The following is a 26678-nucleotide window of genomic DNA, read 5'->3' on the forward strand; positions in this document are numbered from 1 at the left end:
CTCAGGAGGGGTGGGCGTCAAGGTCGGCCCCCGGGGAGAGACGGAACCGGGCCGAGGATGCGCTGAAGGTACTCGCCCGAGAATATCCCGTCAGGATCCACATGAGCCCGCACCCGACCGAAGGCGTCCCAGCCCGGAACGCTGGCAGCGAAATCACGCGCGGTAAGGCTGTGCCGCTTCCCCCAATGGGGTCTCCCGCCGAGTTCGAGCAGGATGCTCTCCGCTGCGGCGAAGTAGTCTTCCCAGGGGAGACCCACATACTGATGCACCGCTACATAAGCCACCGGGCCGCCCGAGGCAGGGGAGAGCAGCGCAGTGTCCGCCGCCGCGAACCGCACTTCAATCGGCGATGCCACGGGTAGTCGTCGTACCTGAATGACCGCGAGGATCCGTTCAATCGCCTCGATTACCCGGGGAATGGGAATCGCGTACTCCATCTCTGTGTAGCGGACGCGCGCCGCCGGAATCGAGAGTTTGGTGCTGTCGTCGATGCGCTCACCCGAGTTTGCGAGCGCCGCGATGCCTTGCGAAACCAGGGGAGCAACTTTGGGTTTCGTCGCAGCGATCCGGAGCATTGATCCCAGTGCGGTGGATTCAAGGATGTCACGCTCGAACCAAAGCCTGAGGGGGTTCTCTCGTTGCGCCGGGGCGTCCGTCCGTGTCGCTTCAAGCAGGAGCGCGCGACGCGTATAGGGGAAGAGGAAGATCTCGGTGTGGTCAGTTGCCGCGACGCGGTCGAGGAGCTCGGGCATCAGCGAGTCAAGGATTCTTGGTGTTTGTACCCGGTGCAGCCGGAACGCGGGAACGGTTTCTAGCTCCACCTCAGTAACGAGTCCGAGTGCGCCTAGGCCCAGCACTGCCGCATTGAAGAAATCGCTGTCTTCGCTCGTGCTGGCGGGGGCGGCGGCCTCGCGCACAGTGCCATCAGCGGTGACGAGACGTACGGACCGGACTTGAGCGGAGAGGCTCGCGGACGTCGTCCCGGTGCCGTGCGTGCCTGTCGCGAGCGAGCCACCAAGCTGCTGGTCATAGGCACCGCCGCTGTGCCGCAAAGCCAGACCTGCACTCGCCAGCGATTCGGTGAGATCACGAAGCGTGATACCGGCCTGCACCCGTACTCGGCCAGTTGCGGTATCGATGCCCAGGACACGGTTCATGCGACCAGGGTCGATAAGTGTGCCGGTGGTGGCGCATAGGTCGTTGAACGAATGACCGGCTCCGACGGGACGCACGGGAACATTTCCCTGGTCGCGCTTTGCTGTGATGAGGGCCGCGGCCGCGAGTTCCGATTCGGGGTACTCGACTGAGGCAGGCGTGCAGGAAACCTGACCGCTCCAGTTCTGCCAGGTTCCTGCCACCGGGTTCCTCCCTCGCTCGTTCGGGCCCCTAGTTCACGCGCCGCGCAATCTTGCGGGTGGACGCCATCAGTCTCATTCGATTGTCACGCAGGAACGACAACGACGCCATCGTCGTCGCTGTGCAGAATATCCCCAGGCGCGAAGGTGATACCGCCGATCTCGATCGGCACATCACGCTCTCCAGCACCAGTCTTAGTTGACTTGCGGGGGTTGGTCCCCAGTGCCTTGACACCGAAGTCGAGCGTGCCGAGTACCGCGGCGTCTCGCACCGCGCCGTTGATGATTAAACCGGACCAGCCGTTGCTGCGGCCGAGTTCCGCGATGACATCGCCGACCAGCGCTGTGTGGACGCTGCCTTCGCCGTCGATGACAAGGACACCACCGTTCCCGGGTTCGCCGAGGATTGACTTCAGGAGTGCGTTGTCTTGAAAGCACTTCACGGTGGTGATGCGGCCAGCGAACTCGCGGCGCCCCCCGAACTGAGTGAATTGTGTATCGCAGCTCTTGATCTCGGGCCCGATCTCGTCGGCGAGGTCAGCGGTAGCAGTGAACTCGACTTCACTCACGACACTCCATCCTTCTTGCTGTGGTCCGGTGATGTTTACTGACGCCCAAACTAGCTGATGAACGCTGCGAGCGTTCACCGTCGTCTTCAGCCTAGTTCGAAGGTGGTCACGCCGAATATCCGGTCGATGGGCAGCTGTGGATCCTTCCCCCGGTACATACGCGCGGTTTCGAACATCGGCCTCATACCGTGCCGTTGCGCGAGAGCCATCGCGGCACCGTTCGTTTCGGGGACATCGAGGTAGATGGCAGCTCCGACGTCGGCACGATCGGCGAGCGCCAGCAGCATCGTCTCCGCATATGAGGCGTCTGCCGCGAAGAGGGGCCCGACTTTCCAGCCGTTACGGCAGCGCCGAATTGTGCCCAGCGTGCGCACCCCGCTGTGCGAGCGCAGCACGAGCGAATGAGCTTCTGGCTGGTGAAGCCACAGCCTGAGGAACTCCGGCCTTGGGACGGGAAAGTGGCGGCAGTCGAAGGCTGTCAGCTCGTCTGCAGGGACGGTGGCGGCTTCGACGACTGTCTCTGCGCGGAGACCTGACAGTTCTCCCGCATAGCGGATGTTGCGGTGGGCGAGGATAAACCCTGACTTCCGGTAGTTGGATTGCTGATCGACTACCCCGTCGAGACCGATGACGGGCACCCTGGCGAGAGCGCGCATGCCGTGTTGCCAGATCTCGAAGCCGAACCCGCATCCCCGGAATTCTGGTTTGACGATGTAGAAGCCGATGAAGCCGAAGGATTGAGCATCGCTGGTGTAATTCACTGCGGAAATCGTGGCGACTAGTTCGTCTTCGAGGAAACCGCCATAGAAGCCACCGGGATCGGTCAGAGCAAAGATGCGCGCATCACCCAGGCCCGGGTTCCAGCCTTCGGCCGCGGCCCACTCAACCGCAACCGTCACTTCAGCGCTCCTGAGTGGGCGGATGTGAAGGCCGTGTGTTCGCGCCACAGCTTCCAAACCTACTCCGCACTGCGGGGTTGTGACGTGGTGATCGTCCGCTTTCGTGGCCTTCAAGTCTTTTGTGAAACGGGCGAGTAACCTGAAGGCGAATTCCGACCAATCTCCCAGCAAGGAGAGTGACATGGCTGCTCCGTCTGCCGAGACGTTCGCGCGTCTGGCTGACCTCGCCGCGATAACCGACAAGGCAGCGCGAGAGACGCGTCCGTTGTATGAGACCTTCACAGGGAAAGAACTCGCGACGATTCCCGTAGCCACAGCTGAAGATGCGGTTGCCGCTGTGGAACGTGCGCGGGTCGCGCAGAAGGAATGGGCGAAGGTCCGCGTCGCGGAGCGGGCGAAAATCTTCAACAAGTATCACGACTTGATCCTTGATCGCCGTGATTGGTTGTTGGACCTGTCGCAGGCTGAGACGGGGAAAGCACGGACTTCCGCACTGGAAGAGGTCATCGATATTGCGATGACGTCGCGCTACTACGCGCGGACTGCGGCAAAAACGCTAGAAAAGAAGACCGTGCAAGGCCTCTTCCCGGTACTCACGAAGACGACTGTGAACTACCGGCCGAAGGGTGTCGTCGGGGTCATTTCACCGTGGAACTACCCGATGACACTTGCGGTTTCGGACGCGATCCCGGCTCTGCTGGCAGGTAACGCTGTGGTAGTCAAACCGGATAGTCAAACACCATTCTGCGCTCTTGCTGTGGCGGAGATCCTGTACGAGGCAGGCTTGCCGAAGGATCTCTTTGCGGTTGTCCCAGGGCCGGGCTCTGTCGTCGGTACTGCGCTGGTGGAAAGCTGTGACTACATCATGTTCACCGGCTCTACGGAGACGGGCCGAACGCTTGCTGAGCAGTGCGGACGAAGGCTGATTGGCTTCTCCGCGGAGCTCGGCGGCAAGAACCCCATGATCGTCGCCAAAGGCGCTGACCTCAACCACGTCGCCGACGCGGCAGTGCGAGCATGCTTCTCTAACTCCGGGCAGCTGTGCATATCGATTGAACGCATCTATGTGGAGAGCGACGCCGCAGATGAGTTCACTGCCCTGTTCTCGGACAAGGTGCGCAACATGGCGCTCACTGCTGAATACGATCTTGCTGGTGACATGGGAAGTCTCATCTCAGAGTCCCACCTCGAAACCGTGAAACGCTTCGTCGAGGACGCGGTCGAGAAGGGCGCGACGGTACTCGCGGGCGGCAAGGCACGGCCAGATCTGGGGCCGCTCTTCTTCGAGCCCACGCTGCTGACCGACGTGACACCAGAGATGATGGTGTACCGCACGGAAACCTTCGGTCCGGTCGTGTCGATTTATCCCGTAGCCAGCATCGATGAGGCCATCGAGCAGGCGAACGACACGGAATACGGCCTCAACGCCAGCGTGTGGGCTGCGAACGAGGCCGATGGTGAAGCGATCGCGGAGCGCATCAATTCGGGCACCGCGAATGTCAACGAGGGCTACGGGCCGGCATGGGCTAGTTACGGTGCCCCCATGGGCGGGATGGGTGCCTCCGGCATGGGCCGTCGCCACGGCGCCGAGGGCCTGACCAAATTCACCGAGGTGCAAACTGTAGCGACGCAGCGGCTACTTGACCTCGGCGGTCCGAGCTGGCTGGATCAGAAGTACTTTTCGGCAGCGCTCCCGTGGGCGGTGCGCGCAATGAAGTACCTGCCCGGGCGGTAGCGAACGACGAAGGCTGGAGCCGGTCGGTATTCTTCCGGCCCGGCTCCAGCCTTCGGTGGTGTTGCCCAGGGAGTTGTGCTTTAGCGGTTGCGAACTGCGCGTACGACGAAGAACAGCACGATTGCAGCTACCACTGCAGCGATGGCCGCGCCAGCCTTGCGCGTGTCACCTTCGTCGAGATCTGACAGCGAGTCGAAGGTCGCCTGGCGTAGTTCCGCAACCTTATCTTCCACCGTGGACCGAGCTTCGGATGCAGCCGCGCGGCTCGAGTTCAGGGCGTCCGTGGTCTTTTCCTTCACGACGGTCGCTTTCTCAGCCACGGAACCCGCAGCGTCAGACGCAGCGGTCATCGCCGAGTCCGCAGCGTTTGCAGCTGCGTCTTTAGCGTTCGCGACAGCCTGATCGCCCTGACCCTCTGACTTGAGCGAGTCATCGCCGGCGACAGTTCCAGCGGCTTCTTTTGCCGTGCCTTTGACCTTGTCTGCAGTGTTCTCGAGTTCTGCCATTAACTGCTCCTTCGCGCCAATAATTCGGATGCCCGTCCGGGCACCGCTTGCTGAGACTGGCTGCAACACGACCTTACCTGCGTCGCGGCCAGTGCACCGGGCACACGGATCCATCATGCCCCGCTGCGCGCCGAGATACGAACGTTATCTTAGTTGCGCGAGGAAGCTAGAGTGATCGGCATGGCCAAACAACCAGGTGACCCCGCTGATGTTGTGTCAATAAGGATCGATGCTCCGCCGGAAAAAGTGTGGCACCTCGTCAGCGATCTGGCGCGAATGGGCCGCTACAGCCCCGAGAATCGAGGCGGCTGGTGGATCAAAGGAAAGCCGGGTGAGGCTGGCTCCTGGTTCCAGGGTTTCAACCGTCACCGCTGGGTGCCATGGCTGACGCACGCGAAAGTCGTTGAGTCGCGCCGCCCGTACGTATTTGCTTTCGACGTGCTCGAGTCACGAGCCCGTTGGACGTACCGGCTGGAGGCAGACGGCGAAGCGACAGTGGTCACCGAAACTAGGGAGATCACGAAGCGCCCACCGCTCCCTTCCCGAGTGATTTCAGACTCCGGCGTGATAGGCAAGGATCGCGATGAACTGATGACGTCCGGTATGCGGGCGACACTCGAAGCGATGAAGGCGGAACTCGAGGCCTGACGTCTGATCTACGGGGTCGTCGCCAGGCTTGCTGCAAGGCCGAATGCGATCGCCATGAGTGCGACTTCGGTTGCGGCACGACGGATGGACACATTCGCGTCGCCGCGATGTCCTACTACTGCCCTGACCCACACCCGCCGCCACCACCAGCCGAGCGCGAAGAGACCGGACAGCACGATCGCCTTACCGATGAGGACTTGCCCATAGCCCGTGCTGACCAGTGCGATTGGTGACTCCAGAAGAGCTGCAGCCGAGGCGATACCTGTCACCGCAACGACCGCGATGCAACTGGCGGCGAGCCTCGAAAACGCGGGGAGCGCGGTCGCCCACTCCGCGCGGGAGCGGGCGAATAGCGCAAGCGCGGCGAGCAGCCCGCACCACAGCGCTGCCGCGGCGGTGTGCGCAGTGATCAATACGGCCGTGAGGGTCTGGTGCGATGCATGACCCGCGAGGGGCAGCGCGAGAACCCCAAGGAGGGCCACACAGGCCGCAGGAACGTCCCACTGGCGACGAACCTCCGGAGAAGCGTGGCGGCCAACCACCACGGCCGCGACGCTGAGCAAGAGTGCGCAACCGATAACGAGAAGTGAGATCCGGCCCGACAGGATATGGACGAAATACGTCGCGAGATCGTCGATACTGAGTGAATCGACCGTGACATCGGCAAGGTTCGCGGCCGACGCAGTGGCACCCGCGATCGCGGCAGCACCCCACGCGGCAGCGAACACTGAAATCATGCGCCACCGCCGCACATCCCGCGCGGCGGCCCGCTTCCGCTGGCCGTGCTCGGCCCGGAGCAGCCACGGGTAGGCGCACAGACCTAGCGTGACGACTCCAGAGCCGAGCGTGACCGCCCGGGTGAGGGCGGCTGTGGCCGCATCATGCTGCGCGATGAGAGTCGCAGCGATTGCGCCGCCGACGACAGCGGGCACGGCGGCCCACAAGAGGTGGCGAGCATCCCGGGCGGTCTGAACCACGTGCTCAGGCCCGCTTGTTTGATGACTTCAGGATCAGCGCGATGCCGCCACCAAGGACGATGACCGTTCCCAGTACGAATGGCCATGCTGGAAGAGATGTGGCCTCCTCCTCGGCCGTGGCGTCCGGATCGGCTGGTGCCGGAGCGGAGCCTTCACCGGCAGTTTCCGTCGCGGGGGTAACTGGCTCGCCGCTACCGTCGGCGGTGAGCGTGAACTCCACCGTCCCGCTGACGGGATGGCTGTCAGCAGAGATGACGCGGTACGCGATCGTGTAGGTGCCAGCTGCTCCAGCCCCTACGACCCCGACACTGACCGTATCGCCCGACACCTCAATGTCGTCATTCGACCATTGGTTACCATCGGAATCGGTGAGCGTGATCGCGGCGAAGGACTCCTGCAACGGCTCGTTGAACTGAGCTGACACCCGGTCGGGCAGCGCTTCCACTTCCAAGCCGGCTTCCGGGTTGCTCGCGATGAGTACGGCATGCGCCGAGGCGGGCGCGGCGACGGCAAGGGTCATCAGTGCACCGACGAATCCAAGCGCACACAAGGCGACAAAACGACGCAGTAACAGCATTTACTCGCGTCCTTTCCTGACGAAGGCACCGAACCCGAGCACGGCACCTAGGGCCCCCAAGACGAGACCCGCGCCGCCGAGCCAGCGCGCGGTGTCGTCGGAGCTTTCGCGCGAACTAGTAGCTGCCGGTTGCGCTTCAGTGTTCGCGGTGAGTTGGACCACTGGCGCCGGGTATTCGGATTCCGAGCCCTCCTCGAACCACTCCACGACGCTGCCATCGCTGTAGGACTGCGCCGCCGGTAGCGGCAGTGTGTCTTCGCTGGGCAGCGGACCAACTGATAATCGGAACTGGCCGAACTGGCCAGGTGCTATCCCGGTGCTGTCCGCAGCCTGCCAGCGGACTTTGGTTGCCGCGCCGTCTTTTTGGTCCCGAATGACCTCGGACGTCCAGCCAGGAATGGGCTCGGTTCGAACGGACTTGATCTCCGGAAGGGTGACGGTGAGACCAGTCGTGCTTGCGTCATCTGATTCGGTCGGAACGCGGAATGTGAGAACGGTGTAGCCGCCGGGTTCGGCGTCAGGTGCGTCCACGGTAACGTGCGCGCCAGCGAGCGGGGCGGAAGCGAGCATTAGTGAAATCGCCGCGCTGGTGACAACCAGCGCAGGCAGGATTCTCTTGTTCATGTTGTTGTCTCTCGGATAAGTGTGGTTGCTCGTGGTCAGACAACCACGGGCGGACCGCGCCAAGAGACACAGGAACCGAGGTGAACCGGCATGCGCCGGGGTGTTTGTGAGCCCGGGATCCGCGGTGCGTCGGCATCGTCATGCTTCACCGGTCCCACGACTAGAAACAGCAGCGCCCCCACAGTCGTGGAAACCATGTGGACCAGGTGATCGGCCCACATGAGGAGCAGCGCGCACAGCAGGGTAGCGATGGCGTGCGCAGCAAGCATCGCCGCTGGTTCAGGTGGGGCCGTGGTCGCCGCCGCTTCCGGGACGACGGCTAAATGTGGATGCCCGGTGAGATGGAGGGCTAGGTGCCCAACTGCCTGACCGGCACCGAGAATTCCGGCGAGCTTCCACCATTTTCCCGAGATGAACGCCGAAGTAGCGTGACATCCAACGATCACCGCGATGGGTGCCAGCGCGATCAGGCTCGACGCGTCGAGGTGGCCGCCCGCGGCGCCGTGTGCGGCGAGGGTAATCGCCGCACACACCAGCGCTGTGGCAATGGACCGGCCGTTGGTCATGGGGGACTCACTGCAGCAGCACGCGATACAGGCTCGTTGCGCTAGCGGACACCAAGGCGGGCAAGGAGATCCGCTTCGATTCCGTCGAGTTCCGTCGAGATGGCCTGATGGGCTGCACGCCGCCGCGGCGGGGCCATCCGTTCGGCAGCTCGCACGGCAGTGCTGAGTTCCTCAAGGCGCCCTGAGATGGCTTGGGAGAACTGCTGCACTTCGGCGTTCTTCGGATCGCGGTCGTGAACCTCGCGGGTGGACGCTTCCGCGCCGGCGATCCGAGCGCTGAGCTTTGCGCCGTGGCCGGTGAACTTGCCGAGTTCGTCGAGTGGGACGCCGAAGTGGCGCGCGCGCCGTTCGTCGAGGTAACCGCGGGCGGCGGTGACGCCCCGGTACACCACGGGAACAAGGACTGGCGCGAGCACGCGGGTGACCCCGACGAACCGCCTGGCTCTGCTCACAGTCACTCGCCCTTCCGCTGCCGTGCGCGCCTGATGCTCAGCTACCTTAACCTGCTTGTCGGCAAGCTTCATCTGAGCCTTTTCCGACCTGCGCTGCGTCTTGTCCTGCTGCCTGGCGAGCTTCCGTTCTTGCTTCAGGGCTTTGTTCCATTTTCTGGACTCGTTCTTTGCCGCGAGCTTTGCCTCCGTCTTTGCCTTCGCTTTGAGGGCTTTTGCCTCAGCTTTTCGCATAGCGCGACTGGGTTTCTTGCTGAACAAACCCATCCGAGTGTCCTCCCTATGGCGGCCGAATCCGTGACGATCGCATCTGGGCGCGACCTCTAGTATTCGCTACTACCCTAGGACAGCGAATATCCTTCGTCATCGTGAACCCGAAGTCTGGTGTCCGCATTCTGCTAGATGCGAACCTTTTGTCCCGCTGCCGCCACCGAGTGCACCTCGATGCCGCGGCTGCGAAAGGACTCGTACCGGGGGTGCAGCGGCGTGCCGTGCCGCCGGGCGTTCGTCAGCGTCAGGAAGCTGCAGCGCTGCACCGGACGGCTGTGCGTGAGGTGATGAGTGCATTGCACCACGACAGCTGGGTCACCGTCGATTCTGACCAGTCGGCCCGCGACCGTGAAGACGACACGTTGCGAGCATGCGCTTCGGGCGTGTCGTGGATCTGGGGAGCGCGACTCCCGCTGGGGCCGGATGGGCAGCGAGGCAGCTCCGAGATTCTCATGCGCGATACTGCACGTGGTGGATACGTGCCGATCATCGTGGTGAATCACAAGGTGACTGATCCAGGCTCGGGAGCGTTCACTTCGCCGCTCACCGCGTTCGCACCGGGCAATGACCCCAAGCGTAAGGTTCGCAGTCAGTTGCGCGATCAGCTGCGTCTAGCTCATCTGTATCGGCTGCTTCAGGCCTCGAGTCTGGCGTCCCCGCAGGCTATCGGTGGTGCGATCGGATACGACGCCGATTGCATTCTGGTGCATGACCTCACCCGCGAGATCCCGTCATTCGGGCACAGTCTGCTCGATGAATATGACGCGCGAATCACCGACCGCATTGCCGTCATCAACGGTGAAGTCGCGACACAGCCGACCCGGATCGGGGAATGCGGCTTGTGTGAGTGGTGGCCGCAATGCAACACCGAACTCACCCGGGACCGCGATGTTTCGCTTGTGGTCAACGGTGCGCAGGCAGACGCGATTCGCAGCGCGGGAGCTACCACCATCGACGAACTCGCACGGTGGGAAGGGGAAGCGCCTGAGCAGTGGCCAGGTTCCGGCTTCGCGGACGCGAAGATATTTGCGCAGGCGTGGCTGCATGACGTCACGCTCGTCCGCAAGGTGAACCAGGTAAGCGCGCAACGTGCCGATGTCGAGGTCGATATCGATATGGAAAGCTATCAAGATCACGGGGCATATCTCTGGGGGACACTGCTGACCGAGCCCGGCAAACCCCCCGTGTACCGTCCTTTCGTGACGTGGGACCCCTTGCCAACGCGGGACGAGGGCCGCAACTTCGCGGAGTTCTGGGACTGGCTTACAGGTGTTCGCCGCTCAGCTGCCCAGCGCGGACTGACGTTCGCTGCCTACTGCTACTCCAAGGCGGCGGAGAATCGGTGGCTGCTTGATTCCGCGCATCGGTTCCGGGGGATGAACGATATGCCGCTGATCTCAGAGGTAGAGCACTTCATCGAATCGGATGAGTGGGTGGATATGTTCGAAGCCGTCGCTGAGCAGTTTCATTGCCCCCAGGGCCGTGGGCTGAAGAAGATCGCACCGAATGCAGGATTCTCGTGGCGTGATCCCGAAGCAGGCGGTGAAGCGTCCATGATCTGGTACCGCGAGGCAGTCGGGTTCGAGGGGGATCCCGTCCTGGACCAGCGCACGCGCATACTGCAGTACAACGAGGACGACGTATGGGCGACTCGTGTGCTGCGTGAATGGATGACCAGCATTGCGACCGCGCAGGTTCCTAGCGTCGACGACCTTGCGGCTCAGATGCAGCGCTAGACGCTAAAGCATCGACACGACTCCCACCAGCGCGGGCAACCCGACGAACAGACCTATCAGCACAAGAATCGCCCATTTGTGTCGCGAGCTCGCGGGCATGGGATACACCGTGGCCAGGGGCCCTTCGAGGCTCGGCCGCACCTCTTCGGGGTCAGCTGTGCGGTAGGCGTCGGGAAACACTGGTTCTTCGGCACTCGTGGCCATTCAGGCACATCTCCAGACGCTTGACTATGGGTGTCGGCGGATTGGACATTACCGGCACGACAAGCGCATCGCACGCCGGAGACAGACTCTGCAGAACACCTGCTAGGGCGCGCCGACGTTTTAACGCACCTCTGGTGCAGATCACCCGCAGACGGCGCCATACGATGCCGAGCCGACGAGTTTCGCGTACTTGGCGAGAACGCCGCGTTCGTACCGAGGTGGCAGGGGTGCCCATCCCTCTTTGCGTTTCTCTAGTTCAGCCGGGTCAACGAGAACGTCGAGGGTGCCTGTACCAACGTCGAGCTGAATCTGGTCGCCGTCCCGAACAAATGCGATCGGGCCCCCGTCGACTGCTTCAGGCGCGATGTGCCCGACGCACAGTCCCGTCGTGCCACCAGAGAAGCGGCCATCGGTGATGAGCAGGACGTCCTTGCCGAGCCCCGCTCCTTTGATCGCGCCGGTGATCGCGAGCATCTCCCGCATCCCGGGGCCGCCCTTGGGGCCCTCGTAGCGGATGACAACCACATCGCCCGCGGCGATCGTGCCGTCTTCGAGCGCATCGAGCGCTGCCCGCTCACGTTCAAACACGCGCGCGGTACCGGTGAACACATCTGTGTCGAAGCCAGCCGACTTCACGACCGCACCGCCGGGCGCGAGCGATCCGTGAAGGATCGTGATACCGCCGGTGGGATGGATTGGCTCGCTGAGGTAGCGCAGCACCTTCCCATCCGGATCGGGCGGAGCAATCCCAGCGAGGTTTTCCGCGAGCGTTTTCCCGGTGACGGTCATGCAATCCCCGTGCATGAGACCGGCATCGAGCAGCGTCTTCATCACGACGGGGACGCCCCCGAGTTTGTCGATGTCCGTCATCACGTACTGGCCGAATGGTTTGACGTCAGCGAGATGCGGGACGCGGGATCCGACTCGCTGGAAATCGTCGAGTGTTAATTCGACCTGGGCTTCGTTGGCAATTGCGAGCAAGTGCAACACCGCGTTGGTGGAGCCGCCCAGCGCCATCACTACCGCGATCGCGTTTTCGAAAGCTTCCTTGGTGAGTATGTCTTTCGTGGTGATACCGCGGCGCAGCAGGTTCACGACGGCCTCACCTGAACGTCGTGCGAATCCATCGCGACGACGGTCAGTGGCGGGTGGGGCTGCGCTGCCGGGAAGCGACATGCCGAGTGCTTCGGCGGCGCTAGCCATGGTGTTGGCCGTGTACATCCCGCCACATGCGCCTTCACCTGGGCAGATTGCGCGCTCGATCGCGTCGACATCTTCGCGGGTCATCAATCCCCGCGCGCAGGCGCCGACGGCTTCAAAAGCGTCAATGATCGTGACTTCTTTTTCGGTGCCGTCGGACAGCTTCACCCACCCCGGAAGGATCGAGCCGGCGTAGAGGAAAACTGACGCCAGCTCGAGGCGGGCTGCGGCCATCAGCATCCCGGGAAGCGATTTATCGCACCCTGCGAGTAGAACCGATCCGTCGAGGCGTTCGGCGCACATCACGGTTTCCACGCTGTCCGCGATGATCTCTCGTGACACAAGCGAGAAGTGCATGCCTTCGTGGCCCATTGCGATGCCGTCGGACACGGAGATCGTGCCAAATTCAAGCGGATAGCCTGCCGCCGCGTGGACGCCATCCTTGACTGCCTTCGCTAGGCGATCTAGTGACAGGTTGCACGGCGTGATCTCGTTCCACGATGACGCGACACCGATTTGAGGTTTGGCGAAGTCCTCGTCCGACATCCCGACCGCGCGGAGCATCCCCCGGGCTGCGGTTTTCTCGAGGCCATCTGTGACATCGCGGCTCCGTGGCTTGATGTCGACGTTCTGTCCGTTTGCCGTCATCGCTGCTCCTGCGTGGTCGGTGGGGCTGTTGCCTGGGCTGGTTACCGCGGGGCCATACGGAGCGCACCATCCATACGGATGGTTTCCCCGTTGAGGTAATCATGCTCAATGATCATCGTAGTGAGCTGCGCGAATTCCGCGGGGAGGGCGAGTCGGCGCGGGAATGGTACTCCAGCGCTGAGACCCTTCCGGTACTCCTCGGTGACCCCGGCGAGCATTGGGGTATCGACGATTCCCGGCGCTATTGTGTTCACGCGAATACCAAACTGCGCGAGGTCGCGTGCTGCAGGGACAGTCATGCCATGCACCCCGCCTTTAGAAGCGCTATAGGCGATCTGACCGACTTGGCCCTCGAAAGCTGCCACGGACGCAGTGTTCACGATGACACCGCGCTGGCCGAAGTCGTCGATCGGCGTTGTCTCTGCCATCGCTTGCGCGGCGAGTCGCATGACGTTGAACGTTCCGATGAGGTTGACAGTAACGACGGTGCGAAAGAGTTCGAGGTCGTGCGGGCCTTGCTTGGAGAGGATCCGTCCCGCCCAGCCAACGCCAGCGCAGTTCACGGTGATGCGAAGTGGCTTTTCACTCGCGGACACCTGATCGACGGCTGCGGTGACATCACTGTCGCTGGTGACATCTGTGGCGATCAGTGTGACACCCGCCGGGGCGGAATCACCCGCACGGTCGATGGAGCTAGCGAGGTCGAGGCCGTAAACAGTCGCGCCCTTCTCGGTGAGAAGCGCTGCAGTTGCGGCTCCGAGACCTGAGGCTGCACCCGTGACGATTGCTGCGGTTCCTGAGATGTCCAACGCTGGTCCTTCCTGCGTGATCTGGAGTTACTGAGACGCTGTAACCAACTCTATGCCGGCCTCGAAACGCAACGCCGCCTGCACCCTGAAAAAGCGGTGCAGGCGGCGGGAAAAACGGGTGCGGAGCGACGGCTAGTTCGCGCGGCGGCGGAGGAAGTAGGTTCCCGCTGCGGCTGCTCCCGCAACTCCCGCCGTGCCGAGAAGGATCACCTGGATCGGAATGCCACCGCCGGATGCGGCCTGGTCGCCGAGGACGAGGTCAACTGGAGGAAGTTCGCCGGCGAGGGTGTCGTCGCTGGCCAAGTAGTCGACGACCTCGAATGTCCCGTCATCGTTGTATAGGCCGGCGAGGACAACTCCGGTAGAACTCGAGACGACGATTGAATCGGATACCTTTGTGACGTCGACGTTGTCCAGCTTGTCTCCGTCCAGGTCGATGTCGACGGTGTCCTCCGTACCCTCCGTGATGGCCTTGCGCGCCTCTTCCTCTGCGAGCTTCGCTGCCTCGAGGTCTGCTTCGGCTTCAGCGAGCGCATTCGCTGCGGCATCCGCATCCTCCTCCGCGAGGGCGGCTTGCTTCTTCGCGGCTTCGTAATCCTCGTACGCTTCGGTGGCCTGCGCCTTGGCTTCCTCGGCGGCGGCTTGCTTCTCCCGCGCAGCCTGACGCTTCTCGATCAGAATCTTGCGGGCCTCGTCCGAGTCACCGGACGCGCCTTCGAACTGTGCCAGGGCGGCGTTGTACTCCAGCTCCGCCTCGTCGGCAGCTGCTTTCGCGTCCTCGTACCGCTGCTCAGTTTCCGCGTGTTCGGTCTGGGCTGCTGTCAGCGCGTCGGCGGCGACTGTGGCGGCCGCTCGTTTCTCCTCAGCGACTACTTTCGCCGCGTCGAGTTCTTCAGTGGCGGCGTCGAATTCTGCTGCTGCCGCGGCCTTGGCGGCAAGCTTCGCCTCAAGCTCCCTTTTGGCTGCTCGTTTTTCCTGGCCATGTGCGTCGTCGAAGGCCTTTTTCGCCGCAGCGGCTTCCTCTTCGGCCTGCTTCAGCTTTTCTTCGGCTGTGGAGACAGTCTGCTCGGCTGCTGCGACCGCATCCTGCGCACCGGCGAGTTCTGCCCGCGCCTCCGCATCCGTCTCGCCCGCTGTGTTCAGTCGGTCCTCCGCGGTCGCGAGGTCCTCTTTGGCGTCCTCAAGTTCTTCGTTCGCTGCATCGAGCTCCGCCTTGGCGGCGCTGGCTTTAGCTTCAGCCTCAGCGGCCTGTGCCGCGGCTTCGTCCGCCTTCTGGCGTGCCTCTTTGCGCTCCTCGACAGCACGATCAGCTTCGACTGTGGCCCGCGTGTACTCGACACTCTTCTCGGCGAGCCGCTTCTCCGCCTCCGTTGCAGCCTGTCCGGCTTCTTCCGCAGCCTTTTGGGTTTCTTCGGCGTTCTGGCGTGCTTCGGTCGCCGACTGTTCCTTTTCCGCGGTGTTCTTCTCCGCTTCTTCGAGGACATTCGTTTCGGTGGTGACGGCGGTCGTCGCCGCTACGGAATTTTCTAGTGTCGGCTCGTTGACCGCGGTATTAACGTCATTCGTGGACGTTGACTCCGGCGCAATTACCGGTGCCTGTGGTGTAGTGGGCTCAGACGGCTGTGTCGTCGTTTCGAACCCGCTTTCCTCATCCTCCGCCATGGCAATGGCCGGGAGTGCTATCCCTGCTGAAACCGCCAGCGCTGCAGCAACAGTGAGCGCTCGAACGCGACGGGATGGTGTCACAGGCATAGCGTGTTTTCTCCTTCGAGAAGGTGGGGAGGGTGCGTGCGGATGTGGAATGGGGCGAAATGGTTAAATGCGAGGCAACCGCGTTCATCGCCATCAGAAGAAGTTTCGCTGCGGCAGGCGCTTCTGTTACTGAGAACTTAACGCGTCTACCTGAGTGTGATCCAATTCACACTAAGGTGTCGATTGGTTAGCTGACACTGAGGCGCAAATCGGTCTCGGGCTGTCGGCAAATATAGGGACAACAGCCATTCAGGCTGCTAGGAGCATTGCTAGTACCGCTGTATCTGGATGCGCGTTCGGGTCGACACCAATCCGGGTGACAAGAGAGGTCACGGTACCGTCCGCCTCGGCCTCCGCCCACGTTGCCCGATGCTCCAGTCCGAGATGCGGCAAACCCGGCAGAAGTAGGCAACCCGATGCAGCACCATTGCATTCCGGTAGTGAGGGTGTGGTCTCAGACGGTGGATGCAGCATCAGCAGAGCCGGCGGCTGCTCACTGGCGAAGACGCCCGGGGTGAGAGCTTGATCACCGAGAACTGTCCCGGCGGCGAAAAGCAGTCCCACGACATCGGGAATGGAGGTCTCTGGATGATCCTCGCGCGCACCGAATACCGTCGATGTCGGCAAAAGTCCTGGGAGAGAGGCAACCCGGACGGCGAGCACGAGTAGCTGGGCCCATTCCTTGGTGCTTTCCGGCCAGCGTCCGCTGAGCAGGAAGCCCTTAAGAGTGCCGCCTTGCTCGAACGGAGACATCTCTACTGTGTCCCGATTCATTGCTACCTCCTGCTTTTCCGGAGAGACCTCCCGATCGGCCGATTGGGTTGGCGAAAGACCTGGTGATAGGACTATGAACAATTATCCCGCTGTCACACAAGGCTATGCGAGTGCTAACCGTATTCGCGGGCTGTACATGCTCATGCAACGTATTCGTGCCAAAGTGGGAAGGCTGGGTTTGGATGGTGGGCGGAAGCGAGCGGGAGAGGATGGCGCGTGGTCACTGAAGATCTCGATGCAGTGGTAGACGATTGGCCTGACCGGATCCGTGAGGGCTCCTTATCTGCTGTCGCGCGTCAAGCCGCTGATTTATCCCTTCCTGACTTGGTCTGGGTGCTGGAACGGTTACGCGTCCGCGACCGCGCCATTGTGTTCCGGCTGCTCCCGAAAAGTCTTGCGCACGAGGTCTTCGAACGTTTCGACGACGGTCTGAAGGGCGAACTGTTCACTAGTCTGCGGGACGACCAGGTTGTGTCGTTGTTCTCAGACCTCGATCCCGATGACCGCGTCCATGTGATGGATGAGTTGCCCGCGACCGTCGCGAAGAAGCTGCTGCAGGGCCTCTCCAAGCATGAACGGGAACTCACCGCCCCGATCCTTGGTTACGACCGCGGTTCGATTGGCCGCTGGATGAGCACCGAGTTCGTGCGCGTACTCGAGGGCCAAACCGTCGCGGCAGCGCTGATGCAGATCCGGCAGCGGGGCAGGGATGCGGAGACGATCTACACCGTTCCGGTGACAGATACTGCGAAGCGCCTCGTTGGCGTTGTGAGCTTGCGAGATTTGATGCTGGCGGACCCAGAGGTCCTCGTCAGCGAAGTGATGAACGAGCCGATCAGCGTGACCGCCTCCGAAGCTGACGAGACTGCAGCGAGATTGTGTCTCGACGCGCAAGTCCTGGCGCTGCCGGTGGTCGATAAAGAGGACAGGCTCGTGGGGATCCTCACCGTCGACGATGCCGTGCGCATCACCGCGGTCGCAGAGGAAGAGGACGCCGCCCGTGCAGGTGCTATGGAGCCGCTGGGCAGGCCCTATTTGTCGACGCCCGTGCGTACCCTTGTCCGCACGCGTGTCATATGGCTGCTGCTGCTCGCGGTTTCCGCGGTAGCCACGGTGGGTGTGCTCGACCACTTCGAGGACGATCTGGCCGCTGTAGTGACGCTGGCGGTCTTCATCCCGCTTCTCATCGGATCGGGCGGTAACACGGGTTCGCAGGCGGCGGTCACAATTACTCGCGCGCTGGCGGTGGGTGATGTTCGACCGAGAGACGTCGGGGTCGTCCTTTTCCGTGAGGTTCGGACCGGCGCCGTTTTGGGTGCCCTACTCGGCACGCTCGCGCTTGGCGCTATCAGTCTGGTGGCAGTGTTCGTCGACGGCTACACAGCAGAAATAGGCGTCGTCGTCGCTGTGTCCATGCTCGCGATCTGTACGCTCGCCGCCTCGGTGGGCGGCGTGATTCCGTTGTTCGCGAAGGCTGTGAAGATCGACCCAGCCGTCATGTCGACGCCATTCATTGCGACGTTTGTTGATGCCACCGGGCTAATCCTCTACTTCGTGATTGCGAAGTTAGTCCTGGGCATTTAGTAGTGAAGCATTTTCCCTCCTCGTGAGGGAAAATGCTTCACAGTCTCGTGCGGTTCTAGACGATGAGGCCGTTGGCCTGGGAGCGCGCACGGTCGAAGCGCGCCGCGACATCGTTCCAGTTCACGATGTTCCAGAAGGCGTTGACATAGTCCGCCTTGACGTTCTTGTACTGCAGGTAGAAGGCGTGCTCCCACATATCGAGCATCAGCAGCGGAGTGAGACCAATCGGGATGTTGCCCTGCTGGTCGTACAGCTGAACGATAATGGGGCGCTGGCCGATCGAGTCATACGCGAGAATGGACCAGCCGGAGCCCTGAATCGCGTTTGCGTTCGCGCTGAAATGCGCCCGGAACTTGTCAAATGAACCGAAGTGCTCATCGATAGCGGCTGCTAGTTCGCCCTCTGGCTTATCACCGCCGTCCGGTGAGAGGTTATTCCAGAACACCGAGTGATTGGTGTGGCCACCGAGATGGAACGCGAGGTTCTTCTCGTGAAGGTTCACCACAGTGGCGAGCGTGTCGTTCTCACGCGCTTCAGCGAGCTTCTCGAGTGCGGTGTTTGCACCCGTCACGTAAGTCTGGTGGTGCTTGGAATGGTGGAGCTCCATGATCTGGCCCGAGATGTGGGGTTCCAGAGCGGAGTAGTCGTACGGCAGATCCGGAAGCGTGTAGACAGCCACGAGTGTCCTTTCTACGCGAGCCTGCGGGCCGCCTGCAGGTAAATGCAGATGCCCGCAGCGCGGACTGTTGAGTTTTTCAATGCCGTGCCAACTCTTTCTGATCGACACACTTTCCGCAACAACTTCGCGCTGAGCGAATTCCGCCAACGGAAGAGTTCGGGGAACCGAATTAAATTACGTCGTATGCCAATCTTTCTATCCGGCAGGGAGCGGCCGGGAACGCGTAGCATCGCAGTATGTCGTGGTTCGATGAACTCACAGGCCGGAAGAAGACGACTATGGTCACTCCCGAGCAGGCTCTGCCTGGCCGGGATACACCGTTGCGGATCTCGGGTGTGCACGCGGTGAATGGCGCTCGTATCGTGCCGCCGTTTCCCGCCAGAACGGAGACGGCTGTTGTGGGTGAGGGCTGTTTCTGGGGTGCTGAACGCGTCTTCTGGAAACTGCCCGGCGTGCACGCGACGGCAGTCGGATACGCAGGCGGGTATACCCCCAACCCGACGTACGAGGAAGTATGCACAGGCCTCACCGGCCACAACGAAGTTGTACTGGTGGCGTTCGATCCCGATGTGATCAGTTACGAGCAGATCCTCCGCAATTTCTGGGAAAGCCACGACCCGACGCAGGGGATGCGTCAGGGCAACGACGTAGGCACCCAGTACCGCTCAGCGATCTACACAGTCGGGGACGATCAGAGCGCAGCCGCTCAGGCCTCCGCCGAGGAGTACCAGAAGGCGCTCACCAAGGCTGGATACGGCCGGATCACCACCGAGATCGCACCATTAACCTCCTTCTATTACGCGGAGGAATTCCACCAGCAGTACCTGCACAAGAACCCTGCCGGATATTGCGGGCTCGGAGGCACGGGAGTCAGCTGCCCAGTCGGCCTCGGCGCCTAGCCGCCTCCCGCGCGTCTACGGAGGAGCCATCAACTCCGGGGTTCCCAGCGCCAGCGTTTCCGGGCAACCGACACCGCGATCCACGTCCACAGGGCCGTGATCAACAGTGCGCTGACAAGTGGCGGCAACGCGGTGAGTGCGCCCTGCGCGATCATATCCTCGGAGGCGCCCATACCGCGTGCGAGCAGGCTGGTCAGGGAGGCGAACGGGATCGCGCTGACGAGGCGGCCCTGCATCTCGTCAAGTGGCTGCAGCACCAGGTTTGCGCCTACTGCTCCGAGGATGATCAGCGGCATGACCGTCCACTGCACCCGCTCGATGTTCGGCGCGACACTGCCAGTCGCGACTCCCGCGGCAACAGCCAGCACGGCGGTGCCGAGGAGCGCGAGCACGACGTACCCCGGCTGCTGCGGGAAGGGTGCTCCCAGCGCGAGGCATCCGCCAAGGACGATGAGTCCCTGCACGGTACCGATGAGAATGAGTGGTCCCGCGATGGCGCTCAGCATTTGTGCCGGAGCTAATTCGCTCGTCCGCAGCCGCTTGAACAGTTGTGTTTCGCGCCGCGCCGTCACCACCGATGCGCTCGTCACGTATACCGAGAACAACAACGCGAGAATGCACATCGGTGCGGCGATCTGCGCCCACTGCTCCGACGTTTCAGGCTGAGCGAGAATCGGGAAGATCATTACGAATGCCGGCGCGAACACCATGGTTAAAAGGGTGACTCGCTGGCGCACGATCATCGTGAGTTCAAAACGCATCATCCGCAGCGTGCGGGTGATCGGATGGACGGATACGGGCGCTGGAGGTGCTGTGGTTGTCATGTGCTGGCTCCTTAGTTGAGCGGCTGGCCGCTGATGTCGAGAAACACTTCTTCCAGCGACGCCGGTGTGGCGCGCAGGGGACCGAGACGCAAGCCGGACGCGTCGGCTGCGTTCATGAGCCACGTGAGGGCGAGTTGCTGGTCGGTGCTTTCGAGAACAAGTACCTCTTTCCCGCGCTGTGTCTCACGGCGCATCTCGACACCATCCGGTAGCCGATGATGCGCTGGCGGCCAATAACCGTCGTCGAGTTCCACGGTGACTCGTGAGGGGCGGCTCGCGAGAACTTCGCTGAGCGTTCCGGTTACCGCGATTTCACCGCCGTGCATAATCGCGACGCGATCAGCGAGCGCCTCAGCTTCCTCGAGGTAATGCGTGGTCAGAACGACTGTTGTTCCAGCCCCGCGTAAGTCACTGATGACAGACCACAAGGTTCGCCGCGATTCCGGGTCGAGGCCGGTCGTCGGCTCATCGAGAATGATGAGTTCCGGGTTGCCCCAGATCGCCAGGGCAAGATCCAGGCGCCGCCGCTCACCGCCAGAAAGGGACGTGACTGTGTGGCTGGCGCGGTGATCGAGGCCGACCGTGCGGAGTGCGCGATCGACGTCGTCAGTGCGGGACGACAGGGATTTCCACAGTTTGACGGTCGCGGTGACGCTAATTTCGCCGAAGAAGCCGGCTTCTTGCAGCACCACACCAGTGCGGGCACGGACGGTGCCTGGATGCTGGCGCGGATCTGTGCCAAAGACCTTCAATTCTCCGGCCTCTCTGGCACGGAAGCCTTGGAGAATCTCGAGCGTCGTTGTCTTCCCAGCGCCGTTTGTGCCGAGCAGCGCGAAGATCTCGCCGCGCTGAACTTGCAGGTCGACGGAGTTCACTGCGCGGTGTGCGCCGTACGCGTAACAAATGCCGCGCGCATCGATCACTGCATCGTGGGACGCGATTACGGCGCCGTCTCTGTGGTGTGGGGACGCAAGCTTTTCCATGCATTCAGCGTCGCGTTCGCCAGGAGTTTTCGTTAGTCCGCGATGTCACCGGCTTGCCATGACAAATGTCAGCGCGAAATCGTGACCGCCGCATACGTCCTGGCAGCGTGGCTCTGCAAGAATCGACAGAGTGACCACGCTGATGTCGCGGACGTGGCATTCCCGCACCCAAGTCGATCGTGTAGCGCTCTACACGATCGGCTCGCTGCACATGATCGCGTGGATGTTCGTGGTGGTGTTCCTTGTTGGCCTCGGTGTACCCCGAACGCCGTCCGAATTCGCGGGCTTCGCTGTGCTTCTCGCTACTGGGGGAACAGCGGCGTATGTGCTCCAGCTCGGCATCCGGCGCAACAGGCACGGTACGGCTGTATCGGTCTGGCCGTTCGCTGTTCTCGCCTTGCTGGTAGCTGCAGCGGTTATGGTTGCCGCTCTAGGCAGTGGAGACACGGAAAACTGGGAGATCCAGGTGTCCCACGCAGCGCTCATCCTCGGTGTCCTAGCGGTATCGCCGCTGGCGTCTGGTCAGCGAGCCGCCACGATCGCCGTGGGGGCGGGGCTCGTTTCGTATGTGATCGTCGGGGAAGCGCCGCTCGCTGTGCTTCTCGGTGGGGCAGCGGTGTTCCTGATCGCCACGACACGTATCTCCCTGTGGATGCTGCGAGTCGTGGATGAACTCGATGCCGCGCGGGCGAAAGAAGCGGCGCTCTCGGTGGCAGAAGAACGGCTGCGTTTCGCGCGGGACCTGCATGATGTAGTGGGGCGGGCGCTTTCCGTCATCAGCGTAAAAAGCGAGCTTGCCACAGTGCTAGCCGACCGGGACATTGAGCGCGCTGCAGATCAGATGCGGGAAGTCCGAGAACTCGCGAACGACTCACTGCGTGAAATGCGTCAACTTGTTCGCGGCTATCGCGGACTCGATCTCGCCGCTGAAGTTGACGGTGCGCGAGCGCTGCTGCAGTCGGCCGGCATCGACGTGACGGTCGAGGGGGAGGTCGCGGACGTACCGGAGAGGTTCCGCGAGGCCGCGGCGTGGATGGTGCGCGAAGGCGTAACGAATATCCTGCGGCACTCAGTCGCACGCAACTGCACCATCATGGTTGCCGCAGGCGCCATTTCGCTCCGCAACGATGGTGCCCCGTCACGAGAAACAGACGACGGTGCCACGAAACACGGCAATGGGCTGGCCGGGCTGTCCGAGCGGATGAACGCGGCAGGTGCCGCGCTCGTCTCCCGGCACACAGGTAGTGAGTTTGAGCTTCGCGCCGAATTTCCGCACACCAAAAGGGAGACGTAGTGGACGACGGTCGCGCGGTAATCAGCGTTCTTCTCGCCGATGATGAAAACCTCATACGCGCGGCATTGCGCACCATGCTCGACCTTGAACCAGACATCGACGTCGTCGCCGAAGCCTCTACCGGGGACGAAGCGCTGAGCAAAGCACGAGCATTTACTCCGGATATCGCGGTGCTTGACCTTCAGATGCCCGTGCTCGACGGGGTAGAGGTGGCCGAGCGGCTCCGTGAACATCTTCCGAACTGCGGCGTCGTCATCGTCACCAGCCACGGCCGCCCCGGTTACCTCAAGCGTGCACTCAGTGTCGGCGCGCGGGGATTCCTGCCCAAGACGACGTCAGCAAGCACCCTTGCGGACGTGATCCGCAAGGTCGCGGCGGGCGGCCGTTTCGTCGACCCCGAGATCGCGGCTGAAGCGATCAGCGCTGGCGACAGCCCCCTCACCCCGCGGGAGGCCGACGTTCTCGAACACGCGGCAGAGGGTGCTTCCGTCGAGGAAATCGCCCGCCGGGTGTCGCTCACACCGGGGACGACGCGCAACTATCTGTCGTCCGCGGTGTCGAAACTTGGTGCGGCGAATCGATATGAGGCGTGTGTGATCGCACGGCGTTTCGGGTGGATTTGAGGGGTTGTTTGCTGCGGAGCCGGGGAAATGGTGGCTCTTTCCGCCCACCTCTGCGAGGTAGTATTTCGTATCTGAAGTAGTACGTATTAGGGGTTCCGATGCGCCTCAATAGCAAAGGGCACGTGACTATTCCTGCCGAACTGCGCCGGAAGTATGCGCTAGAGGAAGGCGACCAGCTAGAGGTAGTGGAGGTTGGCAACGCGCTGCAAACCGTGCGGCGCAAGGGCGCGCGGCGGCGGGGCAAGCGCCTCATTCAACATATGCGTGGGCGCGCGACTACGACGATGAGTACAGATGAGTTGATGGAACTGTTCCGTGGCGAATAGCGGCGCGTTGCGGGCGGTCTCAAAACATCCTGTCACGCTGATGGATACATGTGTGCTTCTCGATGTCCTCACCGACGACCCGAATTGGGCCGATTGGTCTGACGATGCGTTGGCCGAGGCGCGTGATCCAGGGCCTATCGTCATAAATCCGATCATTTACGCCGAGGTTGCCGACGGTTTCGACACCATCGAAGAGCTGGACAACGCGTTGCCGGAGTCGGAGTTGGAGAGGGTAGACCTACCCTATGCCGCCGGCTTCGTGGCGAGTAAGGCCTTCGTGGCGTATCGACATCGCGGTGGCGAGAAAAGGAGCTTCAACGAGGTAACATGGCTGCTCTGACCGGTGTTCTTCCTTCTGGCCGCGATCGCGACGTCGCTGTTCCTGGGATATTTCACCTGGCGGCTCTGGGGGATCGGTGAGCGTGGCCACGCCTTGTGGGTTGGCGTGGCCACAGTAATGAACGTTGTCATCGCAGCGATCTACGACTTCTGGTCAATCCCCGGCGACGACGCGAACCACACAATCGTCTACACGCTCGCGCTCTTCACGTGGGGCTTGGCGATGCTCGTGATCTACCGCGCGTACTCGGCATTCGATGCCCACAACAAGGCGCCCATGCCAGTCGGCCCGGCCCCGGCCGGGCCGGTCACGCACTGACTCTCACAGCAGCACGATGAACACAAGGCTTGCACTTCGTCTAGCGAGAGGGCAGCGTGACATGAGCGCCAGCAAATAAGGCTTTGGCCACCGTGACAGCCGAAATGGCTTTGGGCCATCCGGCGTAGAAGGCGATGTGCGTGATGACTTCTATGAGCTCGGCCTCGGTGACACCGTTCTCCCGCGCCAGTTTCAGGTGGTAGCGAAGTTGTTCGTGATTGCCGCCAGAGATGAGAGCGGCCACCGTGATCAGGCTTCGGTCCCGCGGGGAGAGTTCGGGCCGCGTCCAGATGTCGCCGTACAGAACCTCGTCGGTGAGTGAGGCCAGCTTGGGGGCGAGGGCTCCCATGAACTGCTGTGCTGGCGTCGTTGTTGTCGACTCACTCATGGTGGTCATGGTCGCCTCTTCTCCATTTTCAACACTAAGTGACTTAAATCATTGTCCTCGTGTTGACGACGATCGGGAAGCTCCGAATGGCGGCAAAAGCAGCCGAAATGAAGGTGGCTGTCGATCACGCCCCGTAGATGCTCGCGGCGGCTTTGTCTGGAGTGCACGCTGCTTCTGCGCCGCACATGTCATCGCTATCTACACCCGGCTGCTCGGCGAATTGGGTGCGGTAGAGCTCACCGTATCGCCCGTTGCGTGCGAGCAGTTCGGTGTGGGTGCCGCGCTCGATGATCCGGCCGTCCTCGACGACGAGGATCTGGTCCGCCGCCCGGATCGTGGAGAGGCGATGCGCGATTACGAGTGCGGTCCGTCCTTCGAGCGCTTCGTTCAGCGCGGCCTGGACAGCCGCTTCTGACGTCGAGTCGAGGTGCGCAGTCGCTTCGTCAAGTATGACGATTCGTGGCTGAGCGAGCAGGAGTCGGGCGATGGTGAGGCGCTGACGTTCGCCACCCGACAATCGGTAACCCCGTTCCCCGACAACTGTATCGAGGCCGTCAGGCAGGGTCCCGACCAAGTCTTCGAGGCGCGCGCGCCGGAGCACATCCCACAGCTGCTCTTCGGTTGCTTCCGGGTTGGCAAGCAGAAGGTTCTCGCGGATGGACTCGTGGAAGAGATGCCCATCCTGGGTGACCATGCCTACGGTGCCTCGGATGGACGCGGTGCGCAGATCCCGGACGTCGCGACCACCAATGGAGACAGTCCCTTCGTCCACGTCGTAGAGGCGGGGGACTAGCTGGGCGATCGTCGATTTCCCGGCGCCGGACGATCCGACGAGCGCGATCATCTGGCCTGGTTCCACGTGGAACGAGACGTCGTGCAGCACCTCTGTCCCGGCGCGGGTATCGAGATGCGCCACTTCTTCGAGCGAAGCGAGTGAGATCTTGTCCGCAGCAGGGTACGCGAAGCGGACCTGCGAGAACTCGACCCCAACGGGACCTTCGGGAACGTCGGTGGCATCGGCCTTCTCGACGATCAGGGGTTTCAGGTCGAGGACTTCGAAGACACGCTCGAAGCTGACCAGAGCACTCATGACGTCTACGCGCGCGCTCGCGAGAGAGGTGAGTGGCGCGTACAGCCGGGTCAGCAAGAGGGCGAGAGCAACCACTGTGCCAGGATCCAGTTGGCCACGCAGCGCGTAGAAACCCCCGACGCCGTAGACCAGCGCAAGCGCGAGTGCCGACACCAGGGTCAGCGCCGTCACGAAAAGCCACTGCACCATCGCGGAGCGCACGCCTATGTCGCGTACTCGGGAAGCGCGCATCGCGAACTCGGCAGATTCTCGTTGGGGGCGTCCGAAGAGTTTGACCAGTGTTGCGCCGGGGGCGGAGAAGCGCTCCGTCATCTGGGTGCTCATCGCGGAGTTGTGGTTTGCCGCTTCGCGCTCGAGCCGCGCCAAACGTGAACCAACGCTACGGGCCGGCAGCATGAATACGGGCAGCAGGAGCAGCGCAAGCAAGGTGATCTGCCACGAGAGAGTCATCATCACGATGAGCGTGAGGATGAGGGTGACGAGGTTGCTGACGACACCTGCGAGAGTGTCACTGAAAGCGCGCTGGGCGCCGATGACGTCATTGTTGAGGCGGCTGACGAGCGCACCGGTGCGCGTCCGCGTGAAGAAGGCGATCGGCATGCGCTGTACGTGATCGAATACCGCGGTCCGCAAGTCGAGAATCAGTGCCTCGCCGATCCGCGCGGACAGCCACCGGTGAACGATTCCGAAGACCGCTTCCGCGACAGCAATGATCGCGATGATGACCGCGAGCCACGCCACGGTTGCGAGCCCAGCGTTGTCGACGATCGCGTTTACCACCCGGCCGGCTAGCAGTGGCGTGAGAACGGCAAGCACCGCGAGGACGACACCGAACCCAAGGAATACCCACAGTTCGCGGCGGTGCGGCCGCGCGAAAGCCCAGATGCGTTTGACTGTTTCTTTCGAGAAGGGGCGGCGATCCTGTTGCGCGTGCATCGCGTTGTACATCGCGGTCCACGCGGTGACTTCCATGCTCATGAGGGCTCCTCCGCATCCCTTGCCGCCCGCGCGGCATGTGTCCTATGACATCAG

General features: G+C 62.4%; 29 protein-coding genes. 10 read left to right on the forward strand and 19 right to left on the reverse strand.

The features are described 5' to 3' along the window. Window positions 1-17: 17 nt before the first annotated feature. From AS9A_RS00210 to AS9A_RS00220, 3 genes are all read right to left on the reverse strand, one after another. Window positions 18-1358 carry a D-arabinono-1,4-lactone oxidase gene (locus tag AS9A_RS00210; RefSeq protein ID WP_013804853.1) on the reverse strand — a complete coding sequence of 447 codons (1341 nt, stop codon included), beginning with the start codon at window positions 1356-1358 and terminating at the stop codon, window positions 18-20. 83 nt (window positions 1359-1441) lie between these two features. After that, complete coding sequence (gene rraA / locus AS9A_RS00215; protein ID WP_013804854.1) at window positions 1442-1924, reverse strand: ribonuclease E activity regulator RraA; 483 nt, start codon at window positions 1922-1924, stop codon at window positions 1442-1444. 86 nt (window positions 1925-2010) lie between these two features. Further along, complete coding sequence (locus AS9A_RS00220; RefSeq protein ID WP_013804855.1) at window positions 2011-2823, reverse strand: GNAT family N-acetyltransferase; 813 nt, start codon at window positions 2821-2823, stop codon at window positions 2011-2013. Between the two features lie 181 nt (window positions 2824-3004). Between AS9A_RS00220 and AS9A_RS00225 the strand changes: the two genes are divergently transcribed. Next, window positions 3005-4558 carry a succinic semialdehyde dehydrogenase gene (locus AS9A_RS00225; RefSeq protein ID WP_013804856.1) on the forward strand — a complete coding sequence of 518 codons (1554 nt, stop codon included), beginning with the start codon at window positions 3005-3007 and terminating at the stop codon, window positions 4556-4558. Between the two features lie 80 nt (window positions 4559-4638). On the opposite strand, the gene AS9A_RS22490 is transcribed toward AS9A_RS00225, so the two are convergent. Beyond that, on the reverse strand, window positions 4639-5064 hold the full coding sequence (locus AS9A_RS22490) for a CsbD family protein (RefSeq protein WP_013804857.1): 426 nt from the start codon (window positions 5062-5064) through the stop codon (window positions 4639-4641). A gap of 180 nt (window positions 5065-5244) precedes the next feature. Between AS9A_RS22490 and AS9A_RS00235 the strand changes: the two genes are divergently transcribed. Further along, the gene (locus AS9A_RS00235; RefSeq protein ID WP_085930627.1) at window positions 5245-5712 is read left to right on the forward strand and encodes an SRPBCC family protein; all 468 of its coding nucleotides are present in this window, start codon (window positions 5245-5247) and stop codon (window positions 5710-5712) included. 8 nt (window positions 5713-5720) lie between these two features. On the opposite strand, the gene AS9A_RS00240 is transcribed toward AS9A_RS00235, so the two are convergent. From AS9A_RS00240 to AS9A_RS00260, 5 genes are read right to left on the reverse strand one after another with little or no spacing between them, the layout of a single operon-like run. After that, the gene (locus tag AS9A_RS00240) at window positions 5721-6689 is read right to left on the reverse strand and encodes a CopD family protein (RefSeq protein WP_013804859.1); all 969 of its coding nucleotides are present in this window, start codon (window positions 6687-6689) and stop codon (window positions 5721-5723) included. Window positions 6690-6693: 4 nt separating this feature from the next. Beyond that, window positions 6694-7266, reverse strand: a complete 573-nt coding sequence (locus AS9A_RS00245) for a copper resistance CopC family protein (RefSeq protein WP_013804860.1) — start codon at window positions 7264-7266, stop codon at window positions 6694-6696. Further along, window positions 7267-7890, reverse strand: coding sequence for a YcnI family copper-binding membrane protein (locus AS9A_RS00250; RefSeq protein WP_013804861.1), 624 nt, complete (start codon window positions 7888-7890; stop codon window positions 7267-7269). A 35-nt stretch (window positions 7891-7925) separates the two neighbouring features. Next, the gene (locus tag AS9A_RS22495) at window positions 7926-8456 is read right to left on the reverse strand and encodes a hypothetical protein (protein WP_013804862.1); all 531 of its coding nucleotides are present in this window, start codon (window positions 8454-8456) and stop codon (window positions 7926-7928) included. A 41-nt stretch (window positions 8457-8497) separates the two neighbouring features. After that, window positions 8498-9172: a DUF6474 family protein gene (locus AS9A_RS00260; RefSeq protein ID WP_013804863.1), complete on the reverse strand. Its 675-nt coding sequence runs from the start codon at window positions 9170-9172 to the stop codon at window positions 8498-8500. 101 nt (window positions 9173-9273) lie between these two features. Here AS9A_RS00260 and AS9A_RS00265 point away from each other — a divergent pair, with 101 nt between their 5' ends. Continuing rightward, window positions 9274-10911: a TM0106 family RecB-like putative nuclease gene (locus AS9A_RS00265; protein ID WP_013804864.1), complete on the forward strand. Its 1638-nt coding sequence runs from the start codon at window positions 9274-9276 to the stop codon at window positions 10909-10911. 3 nt (window positions 10912-10914) lie between these two features. Here AS9A_RS00265 and AS9A_RS00270 read toward each other — a convergent pair whose 3' ends face one another. From AS9A_RS00270 to AS9A_RS00290, 5 genes are all read right to left on the reverse strand, one after another. Then, entirely contained in the window at window positions 10915-11115 is a 201-nt protein-coding gene (locus AS9A_RS00270) for a hypothetical protein (protein ID WP_013804865.1), read from the reverse strand. A gap of 141 nt (window positions 11116-11256) precedes the next feature. After that, window positions 11257-12963: a dihydroxy-acid dehydratase gene (gene ilvD / locus AS9A_RS00275; protein WP_013804866.1), complete on the reverse strand. Its 1707-nt coding sequence runs from the start codon at window positions 12961-12963 to the stop codon at window positions 11257-11259. A gap of 41 nt (window positions 12964-13004) precedes the next feature. Further along, window positions 13005-13772 carry an SDR family NAD(P)-dependent oxidoreductase gene (locus tag AS9A_RS00280; RefSeq protein WP_013804867.1) on the reverse strand — a complete coding sequence of 256 codons (768 nt, stop codon included), beginning with the start codon at window positions 13770-13772 and terminating at the stop codon, window positions 13005-13007. A 132-nt stretch (window positions 13773-13904) separates the two neighbouring features. Then, entirely contained in the window at window positions 13905-15524 is a 1620-nt protein-coding gene (locus tag AS9A_RS22500) for a coiled-coil domain-containing protein (protein ID WP_049793619.1), read from the reverse strand. A gap of 249 nt (window positions 15525-15773) precedes the next feature. Next, window positions 15774-16298 (reverse strand): hypothetical protein, encoded by a 525-nt coding sequence (locus AS9A_RS00290; protein ID WP_013804870.1) that lies wholly within the window; start codon window positions 16296-16298, stop codon window positions 15774-15776. A 216-nt stretch (window positions 16299-16514) separates the two neighbouring features. Between AS9A_RS00290 and mgtE the strand changes: the two genes are divergently transcribed. Further along, window positions 16515-17882 (forward strand): magnesium transporter, encoded by a 1368-nt coding sequence (gene mgtE, locus AS9A_RS00295; protein ID WP_013804871.1) that lies wholly within the window; start codon window positions 16515-16517, stop codon window positions 17880-17882. A 55-nt stretch (window positions 17883-17937) separates the two neighbouring features. Here the strand turns inward: mgtE and AS9A_RS00300 are convergent, their stop codons facing one another. Beyond that, window positions 17938-18561 carry a superoxide dismutase gene (locus AS9A_RS00300; protein WP_041450749.1) on the reverse strand — a complete coding sequence of 208 codons (624 nt, stop codon included), beginning with the start codon at window positions 18559-18561 and terminating at the stop codon, window positions 17938-17940. Window positions 18562-18797: 236 nt separating this feature from the next. On the opposite strand from AS9A_RS00300, the gene msrA reads away from it, so the two are divergent. Continuing rightward, on the forward strand, window positions 18798-19460 hold the full coding sequence (msrA, locus tag AS9A_RS00305) for a peptide-methionine (S)-S-oxide reductase MsrA (protein ID WP_013804873.1): 663 nt from the start codon (window positions 18798-18800) through the stop codon (window positions 19458-19460). A gap of 29 nt (window positions 19461-19489) precedes the next feature. On the opposite strand, the gene AS9A_RS00310 is transcribed toward msrA, so the two are convergent. Both AS9A_RS00310 and AS9A_RS00315 read right to left on the reverse strand, forming a co-directional pair. Further along, entirely contained in the window at window positions 19490-20284 is a 795-nt protein-coding gene (locus tag AS9A_RS00310) for an ABC transporter permease (protein ID WP_013804874.1), read from the reverse strand. An 11-nt stretch (window positions 20285-20295) separates the two neighbouring features. Then, window positions 20296-21267 carry an ABC transporter ATP-binding protein gene (locus AS9A_RS00315; RefSeq protein WP_013804875.1) on the reverse strand — a complete coding sequence of 324 codons (972 nt, stop codon included), beginning with the start codon at window positions 21265-21267 and terminating at the stop codon, window positions 20296-20298. A gap of 130 nt (window positions 21268-21397) precedes the next feature. On the opposite strand from AS9A_RS00315, the gene AS9A_RS00320 reads away from it, so the two are divergent. From AS9A_RS00320 to AS9A_RS00340, 5 genes are all read left to right on the forward strand, one after another. Continuing rightward, complete coding sequence (locus AS9A_RS00320) at window positions 21398-22561, forward strand: sensor histidine kinase (RefSeq protein ID WP_013804877.1); 1164 nt, start codon at window positions 21398-21400, stop codon at window positions 22559-22561. After that, window positions 22561-23184, forward strand: a complete 624-nt coding sequence (locus AS9A_RS00325) for a response regulator transcription factor (RefSeq protein ID WP_013804878.1) — start codon at window positions 22561-22563, stop codon at window positions 23182-23184. The genes AS9A_RS00320 and AS9A_RS00325 overlap by 1 nt, the downstream gene beginning before the upstream one ends. Before the next feature lie 98 nt (window positions 23185-23282). Then, window positions 23283-23510 carry an AbrB/MazE/SpoVT family DNA-binding domain-containing protein gene (locus AS9A_RS00330; protein WP_013804879.1) on the forward strand — a complete coding sequence of 76 codons (228 nt, stop codon included), beginning with the start codon at window positions 23283-23285 and terminating at the stop codon, window positions 23508-23510. Between the two features lie 52 nt (window positions 23511-23562). Beyond that, window positions 23563-23850, forward strand: coding sequence for a hypothetical protein (locus AS9A_RS00335; RefSeq protein WP_013804880.1), 288 nt, complete (start codon window positions 23563-23565; stop codon window positions 23848-23850). Between the two features lie 3 nt (window positions 23851-23853). Continuing rightward, on the forward strand, window positions 23854-24168 hold the full coding sequence (locus tag AS9A_RS00340) for a hypothetical protein (RefSeq protein WP_013804881.1): 315 nt from the start codon (window positions 23854-23856) through the stop codon (window positions 24166-24168). A 40-nt stretch (window positions 24169-24208) separates the two neighbouring features. Here the strand turns inward: AS9A_RS00340 and AS9A_RS00345 are convergent, their stop codons facing one another. Then, window positions 24209-24565 carry a carboxymuconolactone decarboxylase family protein gene (locus AS9A_RS00345; protein WP_013804882.1) on the reverse strand — a complete coding sequence of 119 codons (357 nt, stop codon included), beginning with the start codon at window positions 24563-24565 and terminating at the stop codon, window positions 24209-24211. Window positions 24566-24680: 115 nt separating this feature from the next. After that, window positions 24681-26624 (reverse strand): ABC transporter ATP-binding protein, encoded by a 1944-nt coding sequence (locus AS9A_RS00350; RefSeq protein WP_013804883.1) that lies wholly within the window; start codon window positions 26622-26624, stop codon window positions 24681-24683. Window positions 26625-26678: the final 54 nt, after the last annotated feature.

It is taken from the genome of Hoyosella subflava DQS3-9A1, from assembly GCF_000214175.1.
GTDB classification, from domain to species: Bacteria; Actinomycetota; Actinomycetes; order Mycobacteriales; family Mycobacteriaceae; genus Hoyosella; species Hoyosella subflava.

Bases quoted from the DNA above. Each gene is read 5' to 3' on its own strand.
- AS9A_RS00345 (WP_013804882.1), bottom strand. From the start codon at position 24,565: ATGACCACCATGAGTGAGTCGACAACAACGACGCCAGCACAGCAGTTC.
- AS9A_RS00235 (WP_085930627.1), top strand. From the start codon at position 5,245: ATGGCCAAACAACCAGGTGACCCCGCTGATGTTGTGTCAATAAGGATC.
- msrA (WP_013804873.1), top strand. From the start codon at position 18,798: ATGTCGTGGTTCGATGAACTCACAGGCCGGAAGAAGACGACTATGGTC.
- ilvD (WP_013804866.1), bottom strand. From the start codon at position 12,963: ATGACGGCAAACGGACAGAACGTCGACATCAAGCCACGGAGCCGCGAT.
- AS9A_RS00290 (WP_013804870.1), bottom strand. From the start codon at position 16,298: ATGAATCGGGACACAGTAGAGATGTCTCCGTTCGAGCAAGGCGGCACT.
- AS9A_RS22490 (WP_013804857.1), bottom strand. From the start codon at position 5,064: ATGGCAGAACTCGAGAACACTGCAGACAAGGTCAAAGGCACGGCAAAA.
- AS9A_RS00315 (WP_013804875.1), bottom strand. From the start codon at position 21,267: ATGGAAAAGCTTGCGTCCCCACACCACAGAGACGGCGCCGTAATCGCG.
- AS9A_RS00225 (WP_013804856.1), top strand. From the start codon at position 3,005: ATGGCTGCTCCGTCTGCCGAGACGTTCGCGCGTCTGGCTGACCTCGCC.
- AS9A_RS00270 (WP_013804865.1), bottom strand. From the start codon at position 11,115: ATGGCCACGAGTGCCGAAGAACCAGTGTTTCCCGACGCCTACCGCACA.
- AS9A_RS22500 (WP_049793619.1), bottom strand. From the start codon at position 15,524: ATGCCTGTGACACCATCCCGTCGCGTTCGAGCGCTCACTGTTGCTGCA.
- AS9A_RS00250 (WP_013804861.1), bottom strand. From the start codon at position 7,890: ATGAACAAGAGAATCCTGCCTGCGCTGGTTGTCACCAGCGCGGCGATT.
- AS9A_RS00330 (WP_013804879.1), top strand. From the start codon at position 23,283: ATGCGCCTCAATAGCAAAGGGCACGTGACTATTCCTGCCGAACTGCGC.
- AS9A_RS00245 (WP_013804860.1), bottom strand. From the start codon at position 7,266: ATGCTGTTACTGCGTCGTTTTGTCGCCTTGTGTGCGCTTGGATTCGTC.
- AS9A_RS00350 (WP_013804883.1), bottom strand. From the start codon at position 26,624: ATGAGCATGGAAGTCACCGCGTGGACCGCGATGTACAACGCGATGCAC.
- AS9A_RS22495 (WP_013804862.1), bottom strand. From the start codon at position 8,456: ATGACCAACGGCCGGTCCATTGCCACAGCGCTGGTGTGTGCGGCGATT.
- AS9A_RS00310 (WP_013804874.1), bottom strand. From the start codon at position 20,284: ATGACAACCACAGCACCTCCAGCGCCCGTATCCGTCCATCCGATCACC.
- AS9A_RS00260 (WP_013804863.1), bottom strand. From the start codon at position 9,172: ATGGGTTTGTTCAGCAAGAAACCCAGTCGCGCTATGCGAAAAGCTGAG.